We start from the raw sequence: 22,213 nt of genomic DNA on the forward strand, positions 1-22,213 counted from the left end.
AGGTCTTTTAAAAGAAATAAATTGTAAAACTTCAGCAAAACAATTGTAATGACAACCGACTGATTACCAATTATTAAATCTTAATTTACAAGAATTTTACAAGAATAAAATAGAGAATTAATGGTGGTGGTCGTGGGTTAAATGTCCTAACATCGCCAAAGCAATACCTAAAACCACAAAAATAATTTTTGACCAATCCATTTTGTGATTTTTGTTGCTTTCAAAAATGATAACAGACGAAATATGTAAGAAGATCCCGGCAACCACCGCTAAGAAATAAATTTTGTGTTCAGGGTTAAAATAATGTCCAATCCACATACCTAGTGGAGAAGCCAAAGCGAATATTAAAACCACCAACCAAAATTTGGGAGAAAAGGTTTTACTTCTTGCCAAGAAACTTCCCAAAACAAACGAAATCGGCAGATTATGAAACAAAATTCCCGTTAAATAAGGTGAGAACACTTCCTTCTCTTGAGCCAATGGAATTCCTTCTATAAAAGCATGAACAAATAAACCTACAATTAACGCAATTGGTAAAATATGTTCGTCTTCAGCATGATGATGAAAATGTCCATGCTCAAAACCTTTGGTTAAACTTTCCAAAAGCATTTGTAGCAAAACGCCAGCAATTACAAAAATACCAACGTTATGCTCGCCACTTCCGTAGATTTCGGGAAAAACTTCGTTAATACAGATTGTTATTAAAAATCCAGCACTCATCACCAAAAGATTCTTTGCGAACTTCTGTTGACTACCGAAATACTTACCTAGAAAAACGCCTAATAAAACGCTTAACATCAGAGCAATAACAATCATCTAGAAATTATTTTCTTTCAAATAAATTAATGCATCGTGGTGATGTTTCAGGATCGAAATCGCTCAATTCGTAATTTCCCCAAACCTTAACACGTTCAAAACCAACTTGTTTTGCATAAGCTTCAATCTGAGCAGGTGTTGACAATTTCACTTTTTCAAAAAAATGATAATCTGTACCTTCATCCTGAAACTGAATATTTTTTACTACAAAGTTGTTTTCTATTTTTTTAGAAATATTGAACTTAATTCCTTCCTTTTCAACCAAAGCTTCCGGAACCAAAGTATTTCTAACATAAGTTTCATTCAAAAAATCTAAAACGAAATAGGCACCAGATTTCATCGAGTCATAAACCGATTGAAAAACTTTAAGATCGTCGCCAGAATTTTCAAAATAACCAAAACTTGTAAAAAGATTGAAAACCGCATCAACAGGTTCGGAAACATGCATGGGATCACGCATATCATGAATCGCAAAATGTAAACTTGGATTCTCAAATTGTTTATTATGTTGGATACTTTGCTCCGACAAATCAAGCCCTAAAACATTATAACCTAACTGATTAAGAAATAAAGAATGACGTCCTTTGCCACAAGCTAAATCCACGATTCTTGCATGTGGTGGTAATTCTAAATCTTTAACTAGAAGATTGATAAAATGTTCCGCTTCGTTGTAATCTCTATCCTTGTAGAGAATATGATAATATGGTGTATTAAACCAAGATTCAAACCATTGCATAGGCGCAAAAATACGACATTTTAACGATAGTATATCTTAATGATTGTTTAAAATTCGATACAAAAAATCTATTATTAAAACAGAGATTGTTTTCCATACACTTACTAAACATAATATGCTTAATTTTGCAACATGAATACAGAAAATCTGCAAATACAAATAAAGACTTTTTTTGGCCTGGAAGAGATTCTAGCAGAGGAAGTTAAGAAGCTTGGCGGTCGTAAAGTTGAAATTAAAAACAGAGCAGTTAACTGCGAAGGTGATCTTGGTTTTTTATACAAGATCAATTATTCTTGCCGCACTGCGCTAAAAATTTTGGTGCCTATTAAAAGTTTTAAAGCTTTTGATGCGGATCGTTTTTATGACAGATTATTCGATATTCAGTGGGATGAATATATGTCAATTGACCAAAGTTTTGCCATCGACGCAACGATAAATTCGGAGCGTTTTAGTCATTCGCAATTCATGACTTTAAAAATGAAAGATGCGATCGTGGATTTCTTCAAAATGAAATATCGAGACAGACCAAATGTTGACAGCAAAAACCCGGATATAAAATTCCATTTACATATTGATAGAGAGTTAGTTAGCATAAGTCTTGACAGTTCGGGGGATCCACTTTTCAAAAGAGGTTATCGTCAAATGCAAACCGAAGCGCCGATTAACGAAGTTTTAGCTTCTGGACTTTTGCAAATTGCAGGTTGGGATGGTAAAGGTAATTTTTTAGATCCAATGTGCGGAAGTGGAACTCTACTAGTAGAAGCTGCGATGATTGCTTTGGATTTACCGGCACAAATTTTTAGAAAGAAATTCGCTTTTCAAAACTGGAAAAATTATGATGCAGAATTGTTCACAAAGATTAAAGAATTTAGAATCAATCGGATAAAAGAATTTACTGGAAAAATTGTCGGTTACGACATTGATTTAAATGCACTTAATATTGCAAAAACAAATATTGAAGCGGCAGAATTGGAAGAGGTTATAGAAGTTAAAAAGCAAAATTTCTTCGAATCTAAGAAAGAATTATTCCCACTTTTGGTTGTGTTTAATCCGCCTTACAATGAAAGAATCTCTATTGAAGTTGAAGATTTTTACAAAAAAATTGGTGACACTTTCAAACAAAATTATCCAAATACTTTAGCTTGGTTGATTACATCCGATCTCGAAGCTACCAAAAAAATTGGCTTAAGACCTTCCCGAAGAGTCAAACTTTTTAATGGTAAATTGGAGACACGTTTCCTACAATACGAAATGTATGAAGGCACGAAAAAAACGCATAAAATAGAAGGTTAAATATTAATATGAGTGATAATTATGTACTATTTGCAATTGGTATTTTATTTTTATTTATAGGAATTCGAACATTCAAAGAATATAAAAATTTAAGATACCCAAGTCCATTCAAAGCTAAAATCATTGTTGTTACAATTGGGCTGGGATCAATCTTGACAATTTGGTTTTTTTTGAAAATTATAAAATTTGTTTAATTAACTATGCAATGCATTTCCATCATTATAGCCATATATAATCGCCGAGACGAACTTTTCGAATTACTAAATTCTTTACTCCGTCAAACAGATAAAGATTTTGAAATTATTGTTGTTGATGATGGTTCAAAAATAGATTTAAGTCCAACTATAAAACTTTTTGATAATCAGCTAGATATACACTTTTATCAAAAAACTAATTCAGGTCCAGGGCTCACGAGAAATTATGGTGCAAAACGCGCCAAAAATGATTGGTTGGTCTTTGTTGACTCAGACGTTATTGTTGAAGAAAACTACATCGAAAACATTAAAAAAGACTTAATCGAAATCCCATGTGATGCTTTCGGAGGTGCAGACAAAGCGCACAAAGGTTTTAACATTATGCAGAAAGCAATTTCTTATTCAATGACGTCGGTTTTTACAACTGGTGGCATTAGAGGAAATAAAAAAGCTGTTAGTAAATTCCAACCAAGAAGTTTTAATATGGGTGTCAATAAAGAAGTTTTTTTGAAAGTCGGCGGCTTCTCGGAAATGCGAATTGGGGAAGATCCAGACTTGTCGATGACACTTTGGGAAAATGGTTACACAACTACTTTTTTCGATAACATTGGTGTTTATCACAAACGAAGAACTGACCTTGGTAAGTTTTCGAAACAAGTTTATCAATTTGGTTGTGCGCGCCCAATTCTTAACCGAAGGCATCCAAACTATGTGAAGCCAACATTTTGGTTCCCAAGTTTATTCCTCTTAGGTTATGTTATGGGTGTTTTCCACTACTTTGTTTGGGGTTATGGACATCTTTTAGCTTTATATGGCTTATATACCTTCATTGTCTTTTTTCATGCTTTAATCGTGACTAAAAATGTCAATATTGCGGCGATGGCGATTATTGCAACTTATGTCCAAATGTTCTCTTACGGCTATGGGTTTTTAAAATCTTGGATCAAACTAAATATTCTACGCCAAAGTCCTAAAGAAGCATTTCCTTCCCATTTTCATTAGGAAGGAAATGTATGCAATTATATTTAAGACGAAATTTAATTGATTTTCAGCGCCTTATATTCGCTCGGGTTGCTCAGCTTATCAATCGCTTGGATCGCAACAGTATTAAGAGATTTACCATTATTAGCAGCCGGAATAACCAAAGACGTAATATCTGAAGTTAGGATTTCGGTTTTCCAAGTGTCTCCATATTTTGCAAAAAGAACCCATTGGAAGACATTCATTTTATCTTCAACAGACCAAAAAACAGTTGTATTTCCGCTCTCTTGTTTGTATCCTAAAGTCGGTTGTGCAATTGAATTAATCTTCAACCAAGGACTTTGAGGAATTAATGCTTTCTCTTGATAGACTTTAGTTTTCAAAGCATGTTGCATTGCCCAACTTTTTGTTAAACCAGCAATACTCCAATGGATTTCTCCTGGACTATTTTTAAGTATGTTACGACTAACTTCTACTTGGTTGACGATTTCTGTTGGCTTGTCAGACGCTTTTACTTCAACGGTGTTAAGGCCGGGCCAGAGATGTCTTTTCATAGTATTTTCGCTTTCCCACCATTCTAGAAGCTTTGGAAAGCTTTGCCCAGAAGAATTAATCGGCCAATACAATTGTGGAGCAAAATAATCGACCCAACCTTTATTTAACCATAATTTGGCGTCAGCATAAAGCTCATCATATTGCGAAGAACCTTTGATGCCTGCAGGATAACCAGGTTTCCAAATTCCGAATGGACTTATCCCGAATTTAACATAGTTTTTTTCTGCTTTTATTTCTTTGTAAACGCGTTCTACAAACTTGTTCACGTTATTTCTTCTCCAATCTGCTCTTGACAAATTTCCGCCAGAAGCTTGATAAGCATTCCAAGTTTTAGAATCTGGAAAATCTACGCCACCATTGTAAGTTGCATACGGATAGAAATAATCATCAAAGTGAACGCCATCTATTTCGTAACGTTTTACTAAATCTTTCACCACGTTAGAAACATGATCCTGAATATCTTTACTTGCAGGATCAAACCAATACATTCCATTTTTTAAACGATACGTATATTCTGAAAATTTGTTAACGAGAGAACTTCCATTAACTTTTCCACCATTAGAATGATGCGCTCGATAAGGATTTAGCCAAACATGAAGCTCCATACCTCTTTTGTGGGCTTCTTCTACCCACAAAGTTAAAGGATCGTAATATGGATTTGGCTTTTTGCCTGTTTCTCCTGTTAAAAAGTATGACCACGGTTCATGCGGACTTTCGTATAAAGCATCACCAGAAGGTCTAACCTGCAAAATTACCGCATTGAAATTATTGTTTTTCAACATCTCTAATAATTCGATGGCATCAGCTTTTTGTTGATATGTCGATAAATTATTTTTTGAAGGCCAATTAATATTAGCAACCGAAGCAATCCAAGCACCACGGAACTCACGATTTAGCGCTGGAAGATCAACTTTGTAATCCGTACTTTTAACAGGCGTTGTTGGTTTTGGTGTTGTTGGCTTGGTTGGTACCGGTTTTTTGGGAGGTACGGCCTTTTTGGGTTGAGAGCCGCAACTGTACACCAACATTATCGCTAAAATCAATAAAGAACATAGTTTGAATAAGCTAAAATTCCTTTTAAACATATTTAAAAAATTTAATGTTCGAAAATAATAAAAAAAGCCTCGAAAATCGAGGCTTTCATATAATAATTAAGAATAATTATCCTTTTGCGTTACGTTCTATACGTTTTCTTTCTTCTTCAGAAAGGATTTTCTTTCTCATACGGATAAAGTTAGGGGTTACCTCAATGGCTTCATCACCTTGGATATATTCCATACATTCTTCTAGAGAGAATAAGATTTTTGGCGCAACACCTGTATCTTTATCTTTACCAGCAGCACGCATGTTGTTCAATTGTTTTGCTTCAACGATGTTCACCACCAAATCTCCAGGTTTGTTTTGTTCACCTATAATCATCCCAGTGTAGATTTCCTCTCCCGGATCAACGAAGAACTTACCTCGATCTTGAAGTTTATTGATTGAATATTCAGTAGCTGGACCTGTTCCTTTACTTACTAATACACCATTATTTCTTCCCGGAATCACACCTTTGAAAGGTTTGTATTCTGTGAAACGGTGTGCCATAATTGCTTCACCTGCAGTTGCTGTAAGCATTTGAGAACGTAATCCGATCAAACCTCGTGAAGGAATTTCGAATTCCATATGCTGCATTTCACCTTTTGTTTCCATAATGTGAAGATCTCCTTTTCTTTGTGTTGCCAAATCGATAACACGAGAAGCGAATTCTTCTGGAACGTCTACTACTAAAGACTCATAAGGCTCACATTGCTCACCATCAATTTCTTTAAAGATAACTTGCGGCTGACCAATTGTCATTTCGTAACCTTCTCTTCTCATCGTTTCGATAAGAACAGATAAGTGAAGAATACCACGACCGAAAACTAAGAATGTATTAGCGTCATCAGTCTGTTGAACTCTAAGTGCTAAGTTTTTCTCTAATTCTTTTGTTAAACGTTCTTTAAGGTGGTTAGATGTAACATATTTACCATCTTTTCCGAAGAAAGGCGAGTTATTAATTGAGAACGTCATGTTCAACGTAGGTTCATCAATTGCAATTCTTGGAAGTGGTTCTGGATTATCAACATCAACGAATGTATCTCCAATTTGGAATTTGTCGAAACCAACGATTGCACAAATATCACCAGCGAAAACTTCTTGAACTTTTTTCTTACCTAATCCTTCGAATACGTAAAGTTCTTTAACTTTTCCTTTAACAACTTTGTCTCCTTCTTGAACAAGACCAATCCATTGTCCTTCTTTAACAGAACCTCTTGCAACTTTACCAATCGCAATTCTTCCTAAGAAAGATGAAAAGTCTAGTGATGTAATTTGCATTTGAAGACTTCCTTCTTCTACTTTTGGTTCTGGAACGTATTTAAGAACTCCATCTAAAATTGGTAAAATACTATCCGTAGGCTCCAAAGACGTGTTGAACCATCCTTGTTTTGAAGAACCATAATAGGTTGGGAAATCCAATTGCTCTTCTGTTGCATCTAAAGCAAAGAACAAATCGAAAACTTTGTCATGAACTTCGTCTGGACGGCAGTTTTCTTTGTCTACTTTGTTGATAACTACAATTGGCTTAAGACCCAATTGCAAAGCCTTTTGCAAAACGAAACGAGTTTGTGGCATTGGACCTTCGAAAGCATCAACTAACAAGATAACACCATCAGCCATTTTCAAAACACGCTCTACCTCTCCACCGAAATCGGCGTGACCAGGCGTATCGATAACATTGATTTTGGTGTCTTTGTATGTAACAGAAATGTTTTTAGATAAAATAGTGATACCTCTTTCTCTTTCAAGGTCGTTATTATCCATAATCAATTCTCCAGATTCCTGATTTTCTCTAAAGATATTGGTTGCATGGATGATTTTATCAACCAAAGTAGTCTTACCGTGGTCAACGTGCGCGATAATCGCAATATTTCTAATGTTTTGCATAAAGGATTTTTACGGGTGCAAAATTACGGAATTTTCAGAAAAAAAAATTATAAGTGACGAAAATTTAACAAAAAAACAAAAAGTCCACTCTCACGAATGGACTTTTAAAAATTTATAATTACAAAAATTAATTATTCTACAATTAATTTATCTTTTTGGATAACATTTCCGTTTTCGGAGATATTAACTATATAAACACCTTTTGGCATGTTAGACGTTGATACAGCTTCAACACTATTTTTCTTTCTTTCAAAAGATTTGATTGTTTTTCCAGAAATATCAATTATTTCAACTTTAACAGAACCTTGGTTAAGTGTAGGTTTTCCAGAAATAAAGAATTCTCCTTTAGCAGGATTTGGATATACATTAAATGCTTTTGTTTTATTAGCTTCAGAAGTTGCAAGTTTACATTTTTCTGGAACATTATAGTCTTCAGTCTGATCAGCAACACTATTATTAGAACCAGCATTTGCGTTAAGACCTAAACCTCTTTTAGCAAAAACATTCCAGATTAAACATTCGTCAGCACCACCAGTAGCAAGATCAGCTTGTATGATAGCATTTCTTCCTGATACGAAATCTGGAGAACAAGGTTGTAACTTCAATCCATCTACTACTAATTGTACAACTTTAGCACTACCACTATTAGGATTTGCAACGATATCTGAGGCGTATCCATATTTTTCTGCTAACTTCCAATGCAAATCCCAAAGCATAGTTGCCCATACTTGACCTACATCGTGTGGCGATTGTGCACCAGCGATACTGTTATAAGTCCAGTTGTTAACAGCAAAATCAGGAGAATATTTTTTCCCTCTAATACCTAATCCTGTAGGTTGTTGTCCAGCAGAATAAGTAGCAATACTTCTTGCAGTTGCAGCAGTATATTCTGGTTTGTTAGTCATCATCAAAGCAAAGAAATCTGACCAACCTTCACCCATCTGCTCACTATTGCTAAGACATCCCATACTATTACCTGTAAGACGATTAGAAATACCATGTCCATATTCATGAACAATTACACCATTATCAAAACTAGAGTTTTTATAGCCATTCCCCATGTCCTTCAAGTCAACATTAACTGTTTTACCACTGTTAAGTAAAGAAATAATATAATCACCCTCATCTTTACCAATCATTATTGATGGAATAACAACCGTTTGATCAGTACCATTCATATCAATTGCTGTATTTGAATTTGCACGATGAATAATTGCTCCTTTAGCACCAGCAGCTTGCGCATTTTTCACTTTTACAATATTCGAACATTCTCCTGCACTTCCAGGAGAATAATTTAATAATGCAATTTTACCAGTCAATGAGCCAGCTGTAATAGTACTACAGCCATTGGCTACATTAGGAATAGCTACATCTCCAGTTGTCGGAATTGAAAATAAAACTTTTCCAAAATTACCTGCACCTGCCGCTACACCTGGTCTAGTTACAGCTTCCTCTGGAGAATTGTAGAACAGTTTTTGTTTTAAACCTAATGTTCCTGATTTCCAAAGATACATTTGCATTCTTGGTGCCGCAACTGTTGATTCGGTTTCATAACCTGCATTAAAGTTTGCGTTGTTATAACCACTGCCATCATAACCTTCTGCTCTTACAGCATCATTACCTCTACCTCCTTTATCGAAATTATTTGTTTGGAAGTTTTTTGATGATTCTGTAAATCCAAATCGATAAAAAACATCATGCACCATATTATTAGAGTAAAATAAATTGGTAATAGCAGCGTGCTTGTTATCATATGCTGAAATATCTTGGCCTTCCGCATAAGGAAAATTAAAATTCATTGCTGATCCACCGTCAGTTATATCTGTGTTAGGTGGTGTATTTGTACCCGCATTATCAAAATATGCCCATACGTTATTTCCCCTCGTATAAGTATAGTTTGCAGAGCCTGTATCGTGCCATCCTAACGGTGATGCGCCAAGATCCCATGGATCTGTTAGAACTGATCTGGAGCCAAATGTTGGAGCCTCTATCGGAAAAGGAAAAACGTTATAAGAAGCACTTGCGACAGCTGTTGCAGCTTTATGTGCAGTATTTATTTGATTTTGAACAAAAGCTGGCAAAAAATGATTGTGTACATGCCCTCCATCTTCTGAAGCTGCGTAGGCATCATCATGGAAATTACATGAAATAACCATATTATGTTTTTCTAAAACCCCGTTATTCTCAAGATTAACCATTACTTGCCAAAACGCATTGTTTTTAGAATCATCTATAAAGAATAAACGTGCAGGCACTAACTTACCATCTTTTTGATAATAGTAAGCAAAATTGGCAACTTGATCAGCGGTTGGATTGTCTACAGCAACACCATCAGCAATCAATTTGTAATTAACTTCATCAAGGCCTAGATTAGTAATTACAGAAGAAAATGCCGAAGTTACAGAATTAGGTTTCGAATATTTTGAAACATTCTGAACAGTATCAAAATTATTATTAAATGACCACATTTTACCATCTTTGATAATAGCTTTTGCTAATGAATGATAAATAGGGATACCGTTTACAGTTTGTTGCACATCAACAACATTTGCTTTCAAGCTAGCAGAATTATCCTCATTAAGGATTTTAAACTCTACCGTTTTTGACACTCCTTTAAAACTTGCGTCATTTGAGATATGATCTCTAATAATCGTCTCCGTACTTTGTCCGTTCATCACAGTTAAGAAGAACAATGCTCCTACTCCGATTGAACGCTTTAATAAAGAATTTTTCATATTAAAACTACAATTGTATATTTTGTTTTTTTGAACGTCCTAATGTACAGCTTTTTTTATTGAATTTAAGATTCAATTGTTAAATAAATAAGTTTTAATTAAAATTTAAGTCCCACATCATTGTTATTTTCATAAAAATAATTGATTATAATCAATTATCAACAATCATAACTAAAAGATGTATAAACTTATTTTTGCAGATATTTTAAATGCCATGTTTAAGAAAACACCTAAAAATCATCTTTAAACACAACTCAAACAATTTTTATCAATATTTTTAAGAACGTTATATATCTATCAAAAAAAAATGTATTTTTGTAAAAATTCAAAAAAAATAAAATGGCTGAATATAAGTTAATACTACCCTCAATGGGAGAAGGTGTGATGGAAGCGACAATCATCAGTTGGTTATACAATGAAGGTGATATGGTTAAAGAAGACGATTCTGTTGTAGAAATTGCAACAGATAAAGTTGACTCAGACGTTCCAACGCCAGTTTCTGGTAAAATTGTAAAAATCCTAAAACAAAAGGATGAAGTTGCTAAAATCGGCGAAGCCATTGCCATTTTAGAAATTGAAGGAGAAGGATCAGCTTCTACTGAAGCTGCCCCTATTGCAGATTCAAAGCCAGATGCTGAAACTTTAAAAACGATAGAAGAACCATTACAAGTTGCAGCTGCAGTAGCACTTTCGGGAGATCTTAATCTTTCACCGCTTGTAAAATCTATCGTACAACAAGAAAACATTTCTGAAACTGAACTCAAAACCATTAAAGGAAGCGGTTTAGAAAACAGAATTACAAAAGAAGATATTTTAGCTTATGTAGCTAATCGTGGTAATCACGCTGCACCAGCACAGGAAGCTCCAAAAGCTGCTGCACCAACTGCTCCGGTTACGCCAATCGCTGTTGCAGCGGGTGACGAAATCATCCCAATGGACAGAATGCGTAAGATTATCGCAGAAAATATGGTTAAAGCGAAACAAATTGCACCACACGTAACATCTTTCATCGAAACAGATGTTACTAATGTTGTAAAATGGAGAGCTAAAAATAAGGCAGCATTCGAAAAGAGAGAAGGTGAAAAACTGACTTTCATGCCAATTTTTGTAAAAGCGATTGTAAAAGCGATTCAGGATTTCCCAATGATCAATGTTTCTATTAGTGGTAAAAATATCATCAAAAAGAAAAACATCAACATCGGTATGGCAACGGCATTACCAGACGGTAACCTAATTGTTCCAGTTATCAAAAACGCTGATCAATTATCACTTTCTGGACTTGCAAAAGCCATCAACGATTTGGCTTACAGAGCGAGAAACAAAAAATTAAGACCAGAAGACACGCAAGGTGCAACTTATACTATTTCTAACGTTGGTAGCTTTGGCAACCTTATGGGGACGCCAATTATCCCTCAACCGCAAGTTGCAATTTTAGCAATTGGTGCGATTGTTAAAAAACCAGCAGTTTTGGAAACGGCAGATGGAGATGTTATTGCAATCAGAAACTTGATGTTCATGTCACATTCTTACGATCACAGAGTTGTTGACGGATCTTTGGGCGGGATGATGCTAAAACACGTTCACGATTACCTAGAAAACTGGGATCTAAATACAGAAATCTAACATTAAATTTTTCCAAATACAAAAGCCTTCAAAAATTTGAAGGCTTTTTTTATTTGGGCGTCTTAACCAGCTGTCACTAGTCGCTTCGCTGCGCCAAAGTTAATGCCCGAGCCTGTGGTGCGAGCTCCAATATGCCGTTCCATTTGGGACGCGGACTACGGATAATTTTTAAAATTTTAGTAATTGAATTATGAATTATGAATTATGAATTATGAATTATGAATTTATAATTCATAAAATATTTAGACAAGAAAATCTTTCAGGGTTTCAACCCCTTAAAGGCTTATTGTAAGTCGTATTATGGATTTTGGCTAAGTTTTTCTTTCAATTATTTTGTAAACTAATCTTCTAAAAAATTTTTCGTTTTGTTAAGAATGGATAATAAGAATGTTTTAATAAGAAAGTCGTAGTTTATTTGAGTTAGGATATTTGATAAATAAGAACAATCGTAAATCAAAAAAAACCGCAAATCCAATAGCCCTGATTGAGCGGCATGTGTGAGCTCGTTACAAAAAAAATGGCCAGAAACTTGGCTTTGTAACAGCGAGTAGCGAAAGCAGGTTCTCGGCTCCTAAAAATTTTATATCTGAATATCAACGAGTTAAATACGATACTAAAAATATTTTACTACTTTGTATTGCATAATACCAAACTTAATACATATCTTTGCTATGTAATATTACTTAAACTGCGTAGAAAAGCTAAGTCGCTTTTCGAGAATAACGATCATTAATAATCATAAAACACTATGAATACAGAAAATACAAAAGCGCAAATGCGTAAAGGCATTCTGGAGTTCTGTATTTTGAGCCTTATTCAGAGTCGAGAAATGTATGTCTCGGATCTGATCGACGAACTCAAAAAAGGAAAACTGGATGTGGTAGAAGGCACGCTCTACCCGTTACTAACCAGATTGAAAAATGGAGAATTCCTTAACTATCGTTGGGAAGAATCTACAAGCGGACCACCAAGAAAGTATTATCAAATTACCGAAAAAGGTAGTCTTTTCTTGAAAGAATTACAAAATACTTGGAACGAACTGACCGAGTCGGTTAACCAAATTACAAAACCACAATAACACTAAAACTATGAACAAGACATTATCAATAGCACTCGCAGGATTTTCCTTCATCATTGATGAGCATGCTTATATAAAACTTAGCGACTATCTTAATGCGTTGCGTAGTTCTCTAGATGCAACCGAAGCGGACGAAGTAATGCACGACATTGAGATCCGAATGGTTGAAATTTTCAAAGAAAGCCTTGGCAAAAGAGAAGTTATTAACGATATCGATGTTGAAAAAGTGATTGCCCAAATCGGCACACCAGAACAAATCGACGAACAAGAAGAAGCTTACTTTTCTGAAAGTAAACAAAATAATCAAAAAACGAGATCTAACTTTAGTAGAAACGTTAACGGACAAAGACAACTTTTCCGTGATCCAGGTCAACAAAAAATAGCTGGTGTTTGTGCTGGTCTAGCAGAATATTTTGGACTGGATGTTACATGGATGCGACTAATCTGGGTTGGTACTTTTATCCTACTTTGGATAGCGCCAGGATCATCTCTATTGGTTGTATTATTATACGGAATCCTTTGGATGGTGCTTCCAAAAGCAGAATCGGCTTCAGATTATCTAAAGCTAAAAGGGAAACCGCTTAATTTTGACAACTTAAAAGAAGAGTCAGGTAAAATTGTACAATTCGCAAACGAGTCAACACAACGCGTTGGCGAAATCTACTACAACAACAAGCAAAGCATCAACAATGCTGGAAGCAGCATATGGAATGTTCTTAAATATGTTGTAGGCGTTTTCGCAATACTTTGTACGGCTGGATCTTTCATTGGATTGTTTGCGATTTTCGCAGCTTTTAATACTGGTAGTTTTAACGTTGGTGATAATTTGTCTTTCTATCTACAAGAAAACAATATGTCTTACCTAATGTTAGCTTTGGCTGGGATCCCAGTTTTAATATGTGGTATTTGCTTTTTGTTATTGGCGATTAAGATTTTCTCTCCAAAGTCAAAATTCAATTATGTTGGTACTTTCATGGCGATTTTAGGACTTATTTGGTTAGGTGTAGTTGGAGTTTTTGCATACAGTGCCATTTCTGTAGAGAATCAATTTGAAGGTCATAATGAAGAGACTGAGAATGTATCGATTAATTCAAAATCTGACAGTCTTTTTGTAGGAAGTAAGAATGTAACGATTCCACAACAATTCAAAGGTTATTGGGGAAGAATCTACTCTGACAAAAAAGTTATCTACAAGCAAGATTATCCAAGCGTTGAAATTATTAGAAAAGACAATGTAACAACACCATATCTTATCATTAAAAAAGATGGTGAAGGTTATAACACGCCACTTAGGATGTCAGTTCCTGTAGAAGTTGTTGGCAATAGAGTTTTGTTACCTAATTATTTCTCTTATCCTTATGATTACAGATTCAGAAGTTATAGAGTGGATTATGAATTGGTTGTTCCTAAAAGTATGAAAATCATCAAAGAGCATGGTAACGACGTTAGCTTCCGCGGTGATATTGATGACGACAATAATCCAGACAGCAGCGACAGCCAAGATTTTGATTATGATAACTACTCTAACGGAAATAGCAACAATACAGGAATCAGTATTGAAAAGAATAAAATCAAAATTAATGGTAGCACGATCGAGTACAATTCTAATGATGACGACCATGTAAGAATCAACGGAAAAAGATACCATATCGACAGTGCTGACGCAGTTTTAGACAAACTTAATATTGACAAAAATGATCTTAACGATCTTAACATTAATATTAAAGATGGCAAAAAAGAAGTGACAATAAAAGCAACTAAATAATGAAATCTACTTTTTAGTTATAACTTTAAAATATTTTAACTAAAAAGAAATATTAATATGAAAAATAAACACTAATTTTGTTAACTATAAAAACCAAATCTCATGATCCAGATCGTCATAGAATTCGCTATCAAAGTTGTAGATTTCGTATCTAACTTATTCTAAAATTCTTAGAAGCAGAAGGTCATTCCGTAAATCTTCTCATCAAGAAGATACGGAAATAAAATAAATATTTTATCAAAATATAACGCTAATTTTTATGTAGCTTTGTAAAGTATAGCCATATTGGTTATACTTTTTTTTGTCATAAATAATTACTTATGAAAAAACTAATAGGAAGCTTAATGCTAAAACTAATGGGTTGGAAGATTGTATTAGACGGCGACGTTGACAATCTTGACCGTTGCGTTTTGGTTGTGGCACCTCACACTCATAACATCGAGTTTATCTTGGGTAACTTCGCATATTGGAAGTTGCAAAAACCTCTAAAAATTATCATTAAAGATGCGCATACCAAAGCTTGGTATGGTTTCGTTGTAAAATGGCTTGGCGGTATTGGTATCGATAGATCACAAAAAAATAATTTGGTGCAGTTTGTAGCTGACCAATTCAAAAAAGAGAGTTTCAGTTTGGTGATTACGCCAGAAGGCACAAGATCTCGTGTTGAAAAATGGCGCAAAGGTTTTTATCACATGGCATTAGAAGCTCAAGTGCCTTTAGTGATGGCAACAGGAGATTTTGCTACCAAAACTCTATATTTAGGTTACAAAATTAGCTATGAAGATTTGGTGTCACGTTCTTATGAAGACGTTATGGAAGAAATCCAAAACTACCTTAAAAAAGTTACACCTCGAGTTCCTGAAAATTGGAATCCTAAAATCTATTAATTTAAGTTTTATAAAATGGATCAAGCGACGAAAGAAGCAAAACTGAAGCACCTTAACGAATGGTGCAAACATACAATATTAGAAGTTCTAGACATTAAATTTATTGATATTACCGAAGACAGTCTTACTGCAACAATGCCTGTAACTTGGAAGGTACATCAACCGATGGGACTTATGCACGGCGGCGCAAGTTGTGTATTAGCAGAAAGTCTAGGTTCGACGCTTTCTGTTACAGCTTTAGATTTGGACAAATATTATGCAGTAGGAACTAGTATTAACAGCAATCACCTAAAAAGTGCTACAAAAGGCATCGTAACGGGTACTGCAAGATTCATCAGAAAGGGTGCAACTTTGCATTATTCCGAAATCGAAATCCGTAACGAAAAAGGTGAACTTCTTAACCATACCACGATGACTAACATCGTAATCCGCAAATAATTATGTTGTACTTTCGATTTCCTGAGGGAGAAAAGTTTTATACAACCGATGATGATGCATCGGAAGTCAATGTCAATTTTGTAAGTTTTGACCGAAAAAAAGAAATTGATTTTAAAGGAAATCTTATCGAAATTTCTGCTGAAGAAATAGCTGAAGAAGATTATGTCCCGAAGTCAAAAAAAGAGCGTATCGAACTTTATAAAGATACCGAAGATACCTACTCTCGCAAAGTTCTACAAGCGATTGACTACATCAAAGCCAATCAACTAAAAAAGTTAGTGATCTCTCGCGGAAAAATATTGATGTATACGGATATTTCACACGACAAAAAACTGGCTTTAGGAAAGAGTTTTCTGCAGTTTTGCGATAATTATCCAACGGCTTTTTGTTATCTTTTTGAGAAAGATGGACAATGTTGGATGGGTGGATTTTCGGAGGTTTTAGGAAAATATAATAAAAAAACTAACGCATTCGAAACCATGAGCCTTGCAGCAACGCTTCCTCTCAACGAAGCTTGGACAGACAAAGAAATTGAAGAGCAAAAACCTGTTACAGACTATGTTCATTCGGTGTTAAAACGTTTTGCAGTCGACATCAGCGTTTCCAAAGTTCAGGATCATATTTCTGGGAATATCAAACATTTGAGAACGGATTTCAAAGCGACAGTTTATCCTCAAGATTTAGAAAATTTAATAAAGGAATTACATCCAACGCCTGCCGTTTGCGGTTTTCCGAAAGATGTTTGTATGCAAGGCATCAAAATAATCGAGTTTAACAGTCGTGAGTTTTATTCTGGTTTTATAAAAGTTGAAACCGAGGAAGAAATCTATTATTTCGTGAATTTGAGATGCGCAGAATTTTTTAAAAGTTATGCTATTTTGTACGTTGGCGGCGGAATTACAGAGAAAAGTGATCCAAAAAAAGAATGGACAGAAACAGAATTAAAATCTTTAGCCATCCAAAATAATTTGGTGTTTGATTAAATTTTAATTTTTTATTTTGACTTAAAATCTTGCTAAATCTTAACCCAATGTAGGAAAATTTAAAAAAATATAGCATTCAATTTATTAAAGAAATTATTCCTGTTATTGCAGGTATTTTAATTGCGCTTTTTATTGAAAATTGGAATTCTGAACGTAAAGATAAAGCCTATGTTGACCAAGTTTTTACCACTGTAAACAGCGAATTAAAAGATAGTAAAGAAGATATTAAGACAATAATCCCTAAACAAGAAGTCCTACTTGCATCTTTAGACACCAATGTTAATAATAAGAATATCAATATTCTAAACATTATTATGGAGTCGGGCGGATTTTATCTTCCACAGATTAAAACCAATGCTTGGCAATCGGTTTCCAAATCAAAAATAGATTTGGTTGACTATAAAAAAATCGCAGCTCTGTCTAGAATTGAAGATATAAAATCAACGTTAAATAACAAAAGTGATCTTATGATGAGTTTAGTTTATAGCAATATCAATGCAACAGATAAGGATAAAAAAGAAACTTTGAAAATGATTCTTAAAGATATTATTCAAACTGAAAAAACCGCACTAAAAGTTATTGAAGATTACGAGAAACATTAATTTTTTAAAACTAAATTTCTTCTTTTTTTCATTTTTAAAATAAATTCTAAAACATGTTGTCATTATTCCCTGAAGAGTTTGATTCCACTAAAAATCTTCTGCCTTTTGACGGAACGGTTCTTTATTATGGGAAAGTGTTTAGCAACGAAGAAACTGAATTTTATTATTCCAATTTATTTAATAATATCGACTGGCAAAATGATGAGGCTTTAATATACGGAAAACTCATCACAACCAAACGAAAAGTAGCTTGGTACGGTGATGACGACTACGCTTACACCTATTCTAAAAGGACAAAAATTGCTAAATCTTGGACGCCAGAACTTTTAGACATTAAAAAGAAAATTGAAAATTTAACCTCCGAAAATTTTAATTCTTGTCTTCTGAATCTTTATCATGATGGCAACGAAGGCATGGCTTGGCACAGCGATTCTGAAAAAGAATTGAAAAAAAATGGCGCGATTGCATCGATAAGTTTTGGAGCAGAACGCAAATTTTCTTTTAAACATAAGGCTTCTGGCGAGGTTGTTTCTTTAACTTTAGAATCTGGAAGTCTTCTCATTATGAAAGACGAAACGCAACAACATTGGCTACATCGTCTTCCACCGACCAAAAAAATATTTGCGCCACGAGTTAACTTAACTTTTAGAAGTTATGTTAGCTAATCTTTAACAGCAAAAAATCTATTTTAAAATAAAAATCCTTTATTTTTGTAGCTTTAACAAAAGGATGTTTAACAAAATTATTACTTTTCCGTTGGTAGCGTTGATCAAGTTTTATCAACTTGCAATATCGCCTTGGTTGGGTAAAAATTGTCGTTACGAGCCAACTTGTTCGCACTATACTGTCGAAGCTTTGCAAGTCCACGGGATCTTCAAAGGTAGTTGGTTATCGATAAAGCGAATCTTGTCTTGCCATCCTTGGGGCGGCGAAGGTTATGATCCTGTACCGCCAAAACATGAACATTAAAATATACTAAATGCAACAAAAATTATTTAGCTTGTACTTCACTTTAGTAATTGGTTTTTTCCAATTATTAATAGCTCAAACTTCTGACATCAAAACCACGTCTGCACAACTTGACATCCAAGGGAAAAATGTTCCGGTTGAGATTTTTGCAACCGTTAATGGTAATACTTTCAGTGCCTACTCGAACGAAACACCAGCGAAAAATTATTTAATTATTGTTAATAAAGATAATAAAGAGCCGATAAATGCTGATTACGAAGCATTTATACTTTCTACATTTGCTAATTATAAAAATCATAATTATCAATTTTTAACTAAGGATTTCAAATTAATAGATAATGCTGTTAATATTAATGACATCCAAAATGTAAAATACATGTATCACGCAGTTAATCAAAGTGATATAATTAAATCTAATGATACAGTATCCTTAAAAACAGATTTCAAAATTTGGGATCCAGCCAATGGAATTAATTTAGGTTTTGGTACGCTACATTTTTATAGTTTGATGTTCGTTTTCGCTTTTGGATTCGGTTATATTTTAATGAAAAAAATCTTCAAAATCGATAATGTTGACGAGAAGTTTTTGGATCCATTATTCACTTGGACTTTGGTTGGAACCATTCTGGGTGCGCGTTTGGGGCACGTTATTTTTTATCAACCCGAACTTTTCAAAGAAGATTTCTTAAGTGTTTTCTTACCGATTTCGACAAAAGGAGGATTGCATTTCACAGGATTTTCGGGGCTTGCAAGTCACGGCGCAACCATCGCTCTAATCTTTACAACACTTTATTATAGCTTTAAAGTAATCAAGAAAAATCCGTTTTGGGTATACGATAGACTAGGAATTGTAGTTGCTCTTGGTGGCGCTTTTGTTAGAATGGGTAACTTTTTTAATTCTGAAATTATCGGAAAACCTGTTGATCCAAAATCACCTTATGCTTTGTTATTTCCGCAACAAAGCTCAGAATATGGTGTGACAATTCCTCGTTATCCGACACAACTTTTTGAAGCTGTTGGTTATGTATTGTTATTTGTTCTGCTTTGGTTTTTATACAGAAAAACAGATAAAAAATATCAACAAGGTTGGCTTTTCGGATTGTTCTTCATCATCCTTTGGGCAATAAGATTCCTTGTAGAATTCCTGAAAGAACCACAAGGCGACGAGTTTATCCAATTCGCTGGTTTGAATACGGGACAAGTTTTAAGTATTCCTTTTATGATTGCCGGTTTGGTAATTATGCTTTACTCAAAAAATTGGAAATTAGAGAAATAAAAATTAAAGAGGTTCGTTTTATATGAGCTTCTTTTTTGTTTGAAGAAAAAAGTAAACATTTTTCTATTATGCTGAAAACAAAAAGATTTATAACGTTAAAATTTGATAAACCCGAAGTCGAATTTTTATTTTTGCTGAAAATATTTTCTTTAATTATTTTTGGTGCAGCTATTATCTCTTTTAGCACATATTATGGCAGACTCATTTTGCCATTTATAACACTTGGTATAATCTATTTACTGTTTATCATAATAATAATTCCCATTTACATAGTAGTTAAAATCTACATTTTCACTACTGATCAAATGAAAATTTATGACGCTACTATTTGGGGCAAAAAGAATGAAAAATTTATTGACTACATGAGCATAACTTCTTTTTGAAAATCTTACAATATCTATCGATTAATTTTAAAGATTCTCAGAATATAGCTGTAAGCTTGGTTAGAGGCAAGTTAGATTCTTTTGATTTCGTTGTCAAAACATTGTAAAATGTCAGTTTAAAAATTACAATCAGAAAATTCGAAATAACGAAACTGTTGTGTTTAATTTTCATGTCTTTGATAACTATAAAGTATTAGTACAAACTCCAAATGTGGAGTTGTATTTTCAAAATACAAAAAGAATTGAATTAAATAAGATTTTTATAAAAATTAACTCTAAATCTTTTTCATAGAGCAATATTTGGAACTCGAGAGTAAAATACCGAAATACTATCGAAATGTTGTCACAACTCGATAATGAAATTCGCTATAAAATTCAAATCGAAAATTATGAAATTCTGAATAATTTGATATATAATTATTGGTAAAATTTCTCTAAACTAAATTAATAAAGGCTGTTACGAAAACAGCCTTTTGTTAACCCTAAAAAAACTATGGTAGCCTTACACAAAGTACCATTCTTCATTTGATGAGTAAGATAATAACCACTCTTGTTGCTCTGGAAAAATTAAAACATCACCGTCAATAACATTAAAAACTTCTTCAGAATCTAACTTTAAAATATCAAATAAATTTGCCTCAAGCAAAATTGAATATTTGATAAAATAGAGAAAAATTTTCTGATTTTCAAGTTCTTTTTGACTAATCAATCGTTCCAAAATTGTACGATTGCATCGTTTTTCTTTGGGAATGTAATCATGAAAATCTGGAATATACTTAATAGGATTAAGTGAAGGATACTTACTAAAACAAATATCCATAAGCCGATTATTATCCATCAAAATGGCATGATAAAATTGATAATCCTTAAGTCTAGATGACATAAAAAATTCTCTAAGAGGCCAGCGCCACTGACTTGGTATCTTATCTATAGACATTACCCGATATGGCAATTGGCGCTCTTTAAAACAATCCAAAACATGGATAAACTCCATAATATAGTCATCGATAAAATTTTGGATTTTTAGCTGAAGCTGAAGCTGCAATTTTGACTCTTGCAACTCCAAATGTTGTACGGAATTCATGGTAAGTGTTTTTGGTTAAAAAAAATAAATAAAATTATATCAATTAGCTCTGATCTAATGTTTGTATTGTAAAAATAATAGTAACTAAAACTAAAAACAATACCTACTTTTCGGTATATTTTAAATATTATTTATTTTGAAATATTTTCTTCCACTTTGCAATCGAATTTCGTCTTATCTTGAAATATTTAGCGATTTCGGAGTTATTAAGCTCCCTAGAAATCTGAAAGTTAAGAATTTTTTAAATATCTTTTTTTGAATAAGACCGTAATTTCTGGTTTGATATATCTAGATTATTACCAAACAACTTCTTATTGATAGCAATAACATCATATAAGATATTTTCTTTTTCGAAAATAATATTGTTGTAAATTCCTCTACTTTATCAGGATATTTCATCGCAATCATATCACTATAAATACGATGATAATTAGGCAGTTGACTTACTTTTGATGTTTACTGATCCATTTGTACAAGGTTGTTTTAGGTATATTATATTCTGTAATTATTTGTTGTTTAGTTTTCTTACCTATTTTTACTAACTCGCAAATGAAATCAATAACTTCTTGTGTATGTAAGCTCCCCCGAAAACAGTACGGTTTAAAAGTATAAAATAATTAACTTTAAATCGTAATTAAGACAATGAAAAAGAGCACATTCAGTCCTGCAAAGATTGCAGGTGTTTTTAAAGGAGTTTGCCGGCGGCCGCAGTGCCGAGGAATTGGCAAGGGAAAATGGCATCAGCACAGCAACTTTATATAAGTGGCGCCAGAAGTACAATGGCATGGAAGCCAGTGAACTCAAACGGGTGAAAGAGCTGGAAGAAGAAAATGCCCGGCTCAAGCGGA

Annotated in this window: 18 protein-coding genes and 1 pseudogene; 13 read left to right on the forward strand and 6 right to left on the reverse strand. The window is 33.8% G+C overall.

Annotation, left to right across the window (positions count from 1 at the left end; all coding sequences use genetic code 11):
• Positions 1 to 117: 117 nt before the first annotated feature.
• Positions 118 to 816, reverse strand: coding sequence for a ZIP family metal transporter (locus RT037_RS09305; protein ID WP_313030297.1), 699 nt, complete (start codon positions 814 to 816; stop codon positions 118 to 120).
• Between the two features lie 7 nt (positions 817 to 823).
• Positions 824 to 1,552, reverse strand: coding sequence for a class I SAM-dependent methyltransferase (locus RT037_RS09310; RefSeq protein WP_313030302.1), 729 nt, complete (start codon positions 1,550 to 1,552; stop codon positions 824 to 826).
• A gap of 132 nt (positions 1,553 to 1,684) precedes the next feature.
• Here RT037_RS09310 and RT037_RS09315 point away from each other — a divergent pair, with 132 nt between their 5' ends.
• On the forward strand, positions 1,685 to 2,845 hold the full coding sequence (locus tag RT037_RS09315) for a THUMP domain-containing protein (RefSeq protein ID WP_313030306.1): 1,161 nt from the start codon (positions 1,685 to 1,687) through the stop codon (positions 2,843 to 2,845).
• A 200-nt stretch (positions 2,846 to 3,045) separates the two neighbouring features.
• Positions 3,046 to 4,041: a glycosyltransferase gene (locus RT037_RS09320; protein ID WP_313030309.1), complete on the forward strand. Its 996-nt coding sequence runs from the start codon at positions 3,046 to 3,048 to the stop codon at positions 4,039 to 4,041.
• A 35-nt stretch (positions 4,042 to 4,076) separates the two neighbouring features.
• Here RT037_RS09320 and RT037_RS09325 read toward each other — a convergent pair whose 3' ends face one another.
• The 3 genes from RT037_RS09325 to RT037_RS09335 form a co-directional block, all read right to left on the reverse strand.
• Positions 4,077 to 5,618: a family 10 glycosylhydrolase gene (locus tag RT037_RS09325; protein WP_313030314.1), complete on the reverse strand. Its 1,542-nt coding sequence runs from the start codon at positions 5,616 to 5,618 to the stop codon at positions 4,077 to 4,079.
• Between the two features lie 118 nt (positions 5,619 to 5,736).
• Positions 5,737 to 7,542: a translational GTPase TypA gene (gene typA, locus RT037_RS09330; protein WP_313030317.1), complete on the reverse strand. Its 1,806-nt coding sequence runs from the start codon at positions 7,540 to 7,542 to the stop codon at positions 5,737 to 5,739.
• 131 nt (positions 7,543 to 7,673) lie between these two features.
• Positions 7,674 to 10,277 (reverse strand): T9SS-dependent M36 family metallopeptidase, encoded by a 2,604-nt coding sequence (locus RT037_RS09335; RefSeq protein ID WP_313030320.1) that lies wholly within the window; start codon positions 10,275 to 10,277, stop codon positions 7,674 to 7,676.
• 339 nt (positions 10,278 to 10,616) lie between these two features.
• Between RT037_RS09335 and RT037_RS09340 the strand changes: the two genes are divergently transcribed.
• From RT037_RS09340 to lgt, 10 genes are all read left to right on the forward strand, one after another.
• The gene (locus tag RT037_RS09340; protein ID WP_313030322.1) at positions 10,617 to 11,900 is read left to right on the forward strand and encodes a dihydrolipoamide acetyltransferase family protein; all 1,284 of its coding nucleotides are present in this window, start codon (positions 10,617 to 10,619) and stop codon (positions 11,898 to 11,900) included.
• Positions 11,901 to 12,648: 748 nt separating this feature from the next.
• Positions 12,649 to 12,978 carry a PadR family transcriptional regulator gene (locus RT037_RS09345; protein ID WP_079665560.1) on the forward strand — a complete coding sequence of 110 codons (330 nt, stop codon included), beginning with the start codon at positions 12,649 to 12,651 and terminating at the stop codon, positions 12,976 to 12,978.
• 10 nt (positions 12,979 to 12,988) lie between these two features.
• Positions 12,989 to 14,743 carry a PspC domain-containing protein gene (locus RT037_RS09350; RefSeq protein WP_312324173.1) on the forward strand — a complete coding sequence of 585 codons (1,755 nt, stop codon included), beginning with the start codon at positions 12,989 to 12,991 and terminating at the stop codon, positions 14,741 to 14,743.
• A 320-nt stretch (positions 14,744 to 15,063) separates the two neighbouring features.
• Positions 15,064 to 15,630 carry a 1-acyl-sn-glycerol-3-phosphate acyltransferase gene (locus tag RT037_RS09355; RefSeq protein WP_312324174.1) on the forward strand — a complete coding sequence of 189 codons (567 nt, stop codon included), beginning with the start codon at positions 15,064 to 15,066 and terminating at the stop codon, positions 15,628 to 15,630.
• Positions 15,631 to 15,645: 15 nt separating this feature from the next.
• Positions 15,646 to 16,068 (forward strand): PaaI family thioesterase, encoded by a 423-nt coding sequence (locus tag RT037_RS09360; protein WP_079665557.1) that lies wholly within the window; start codon positions 15,646 to 15,648, stop codon positions 16,066 to 16,068.
• A 2-nt stretch (positions 16,069 to 16,070) separates the two neighbouring features.
• Entirely contained in the window at positions 16,071 to 17,051 is a 981-nt protein-coding gene (locus RT037_RS09365) for a chorismate-binding protein (protein WP_313030330.1), read from the forward strand.
• Positions 17,052 to 17,365: 314 nt separating this feature from the next.
• The gene (locus tag RT037_RS09370; protein WP_312323512.1) at positions 17,366 to 17,653 is read left to right on the forward strand and encodes a hypothetical protein; all 288 of its coding nucleotides are present in this window, start codon (positions 17,366 to 17,368) and stop codon (positions 17,651 to 17,653) included.
• Between the two features lie 53 nt (positions 17,654 to 17,706).
• A complete protein-coding gene (locus RT037_RS09375; RefSeq protein ID WP_409456523.1) occupies positions 17,707 to 18,318 on the forward strand; it encodes an alpha-ketoglutarate-dependent dioxygenase AlkB family protein in 612 nt (203 codons plus the stop codon).
• 64 nt (positions 18,319 to 18,382) lie between these two features.
• Positions 18,383 to 18,622 carry a membrane protein insertion efficiency factor YidD gene (gene yidD, locus RT037_RS09380; RefSeq protein ID WP_079665553.1) on the forward strand — a complete coding sequence of 80 codons (240 nt, stop codon included), beginning with the start codon at positions 18,383 to 18,385 and terminating at the stop codon, positions 18,620 to 18,622.
• A 376-nt stretch (positions 18,623 to 18,998) separates the two neighbouring features.
• Positions 18,999 to 19,898 carry a prolipoprotein diacylglyceryl transferase gene (gene lgt / locus RT037_RS09385; RefSeq protein ID WP_312323516.1) on the forward strand — a complete coding sequence of 300 codons (900 nt, stop codon included), beginning with the start codon at positions 18,999 to 19,001 and terminating at the stop codon, positions 19,896 to 19,898.
• Between the two features lie 885 nt (positions 19,899 to 20,783).
• On the opposite strand, the gene RT037_RS09390 is transcribed toward lgt, so the two are convergent.
• Positions 20,784 to 21,365, reverse strand: a complete 582-nt coding sequence (locus RT037_RS09390) for a hypothetical protein (RefSeq protein ID WP_313030336.1) — start codon at positions 21,363 to 21,365, stop codon at positions 20,784 to 20,786.
• A 642-nt stretch (positions 21,366 to 22,007) separates the two neighbouring features.
• On the opposite strand from RT037_RS09390, the pseudogene RT037_RS09395 reads away from it, so the two are divergent.
• A pseudogene (locus RT037_RS09395) lies at positions 22,008 to 22,213 on the forward strand (transposase); the annotation flags it as partial.

The organism is Soonwooa sp., from assembly GCF_032062245.1.
In the GTDB taxonomy this organism is placed as follows: domain Bacteria; phylum Bacteroidota; class Bacteroidia; order Flavobacteriales; family Weeksellaceae; genus Soonwooa.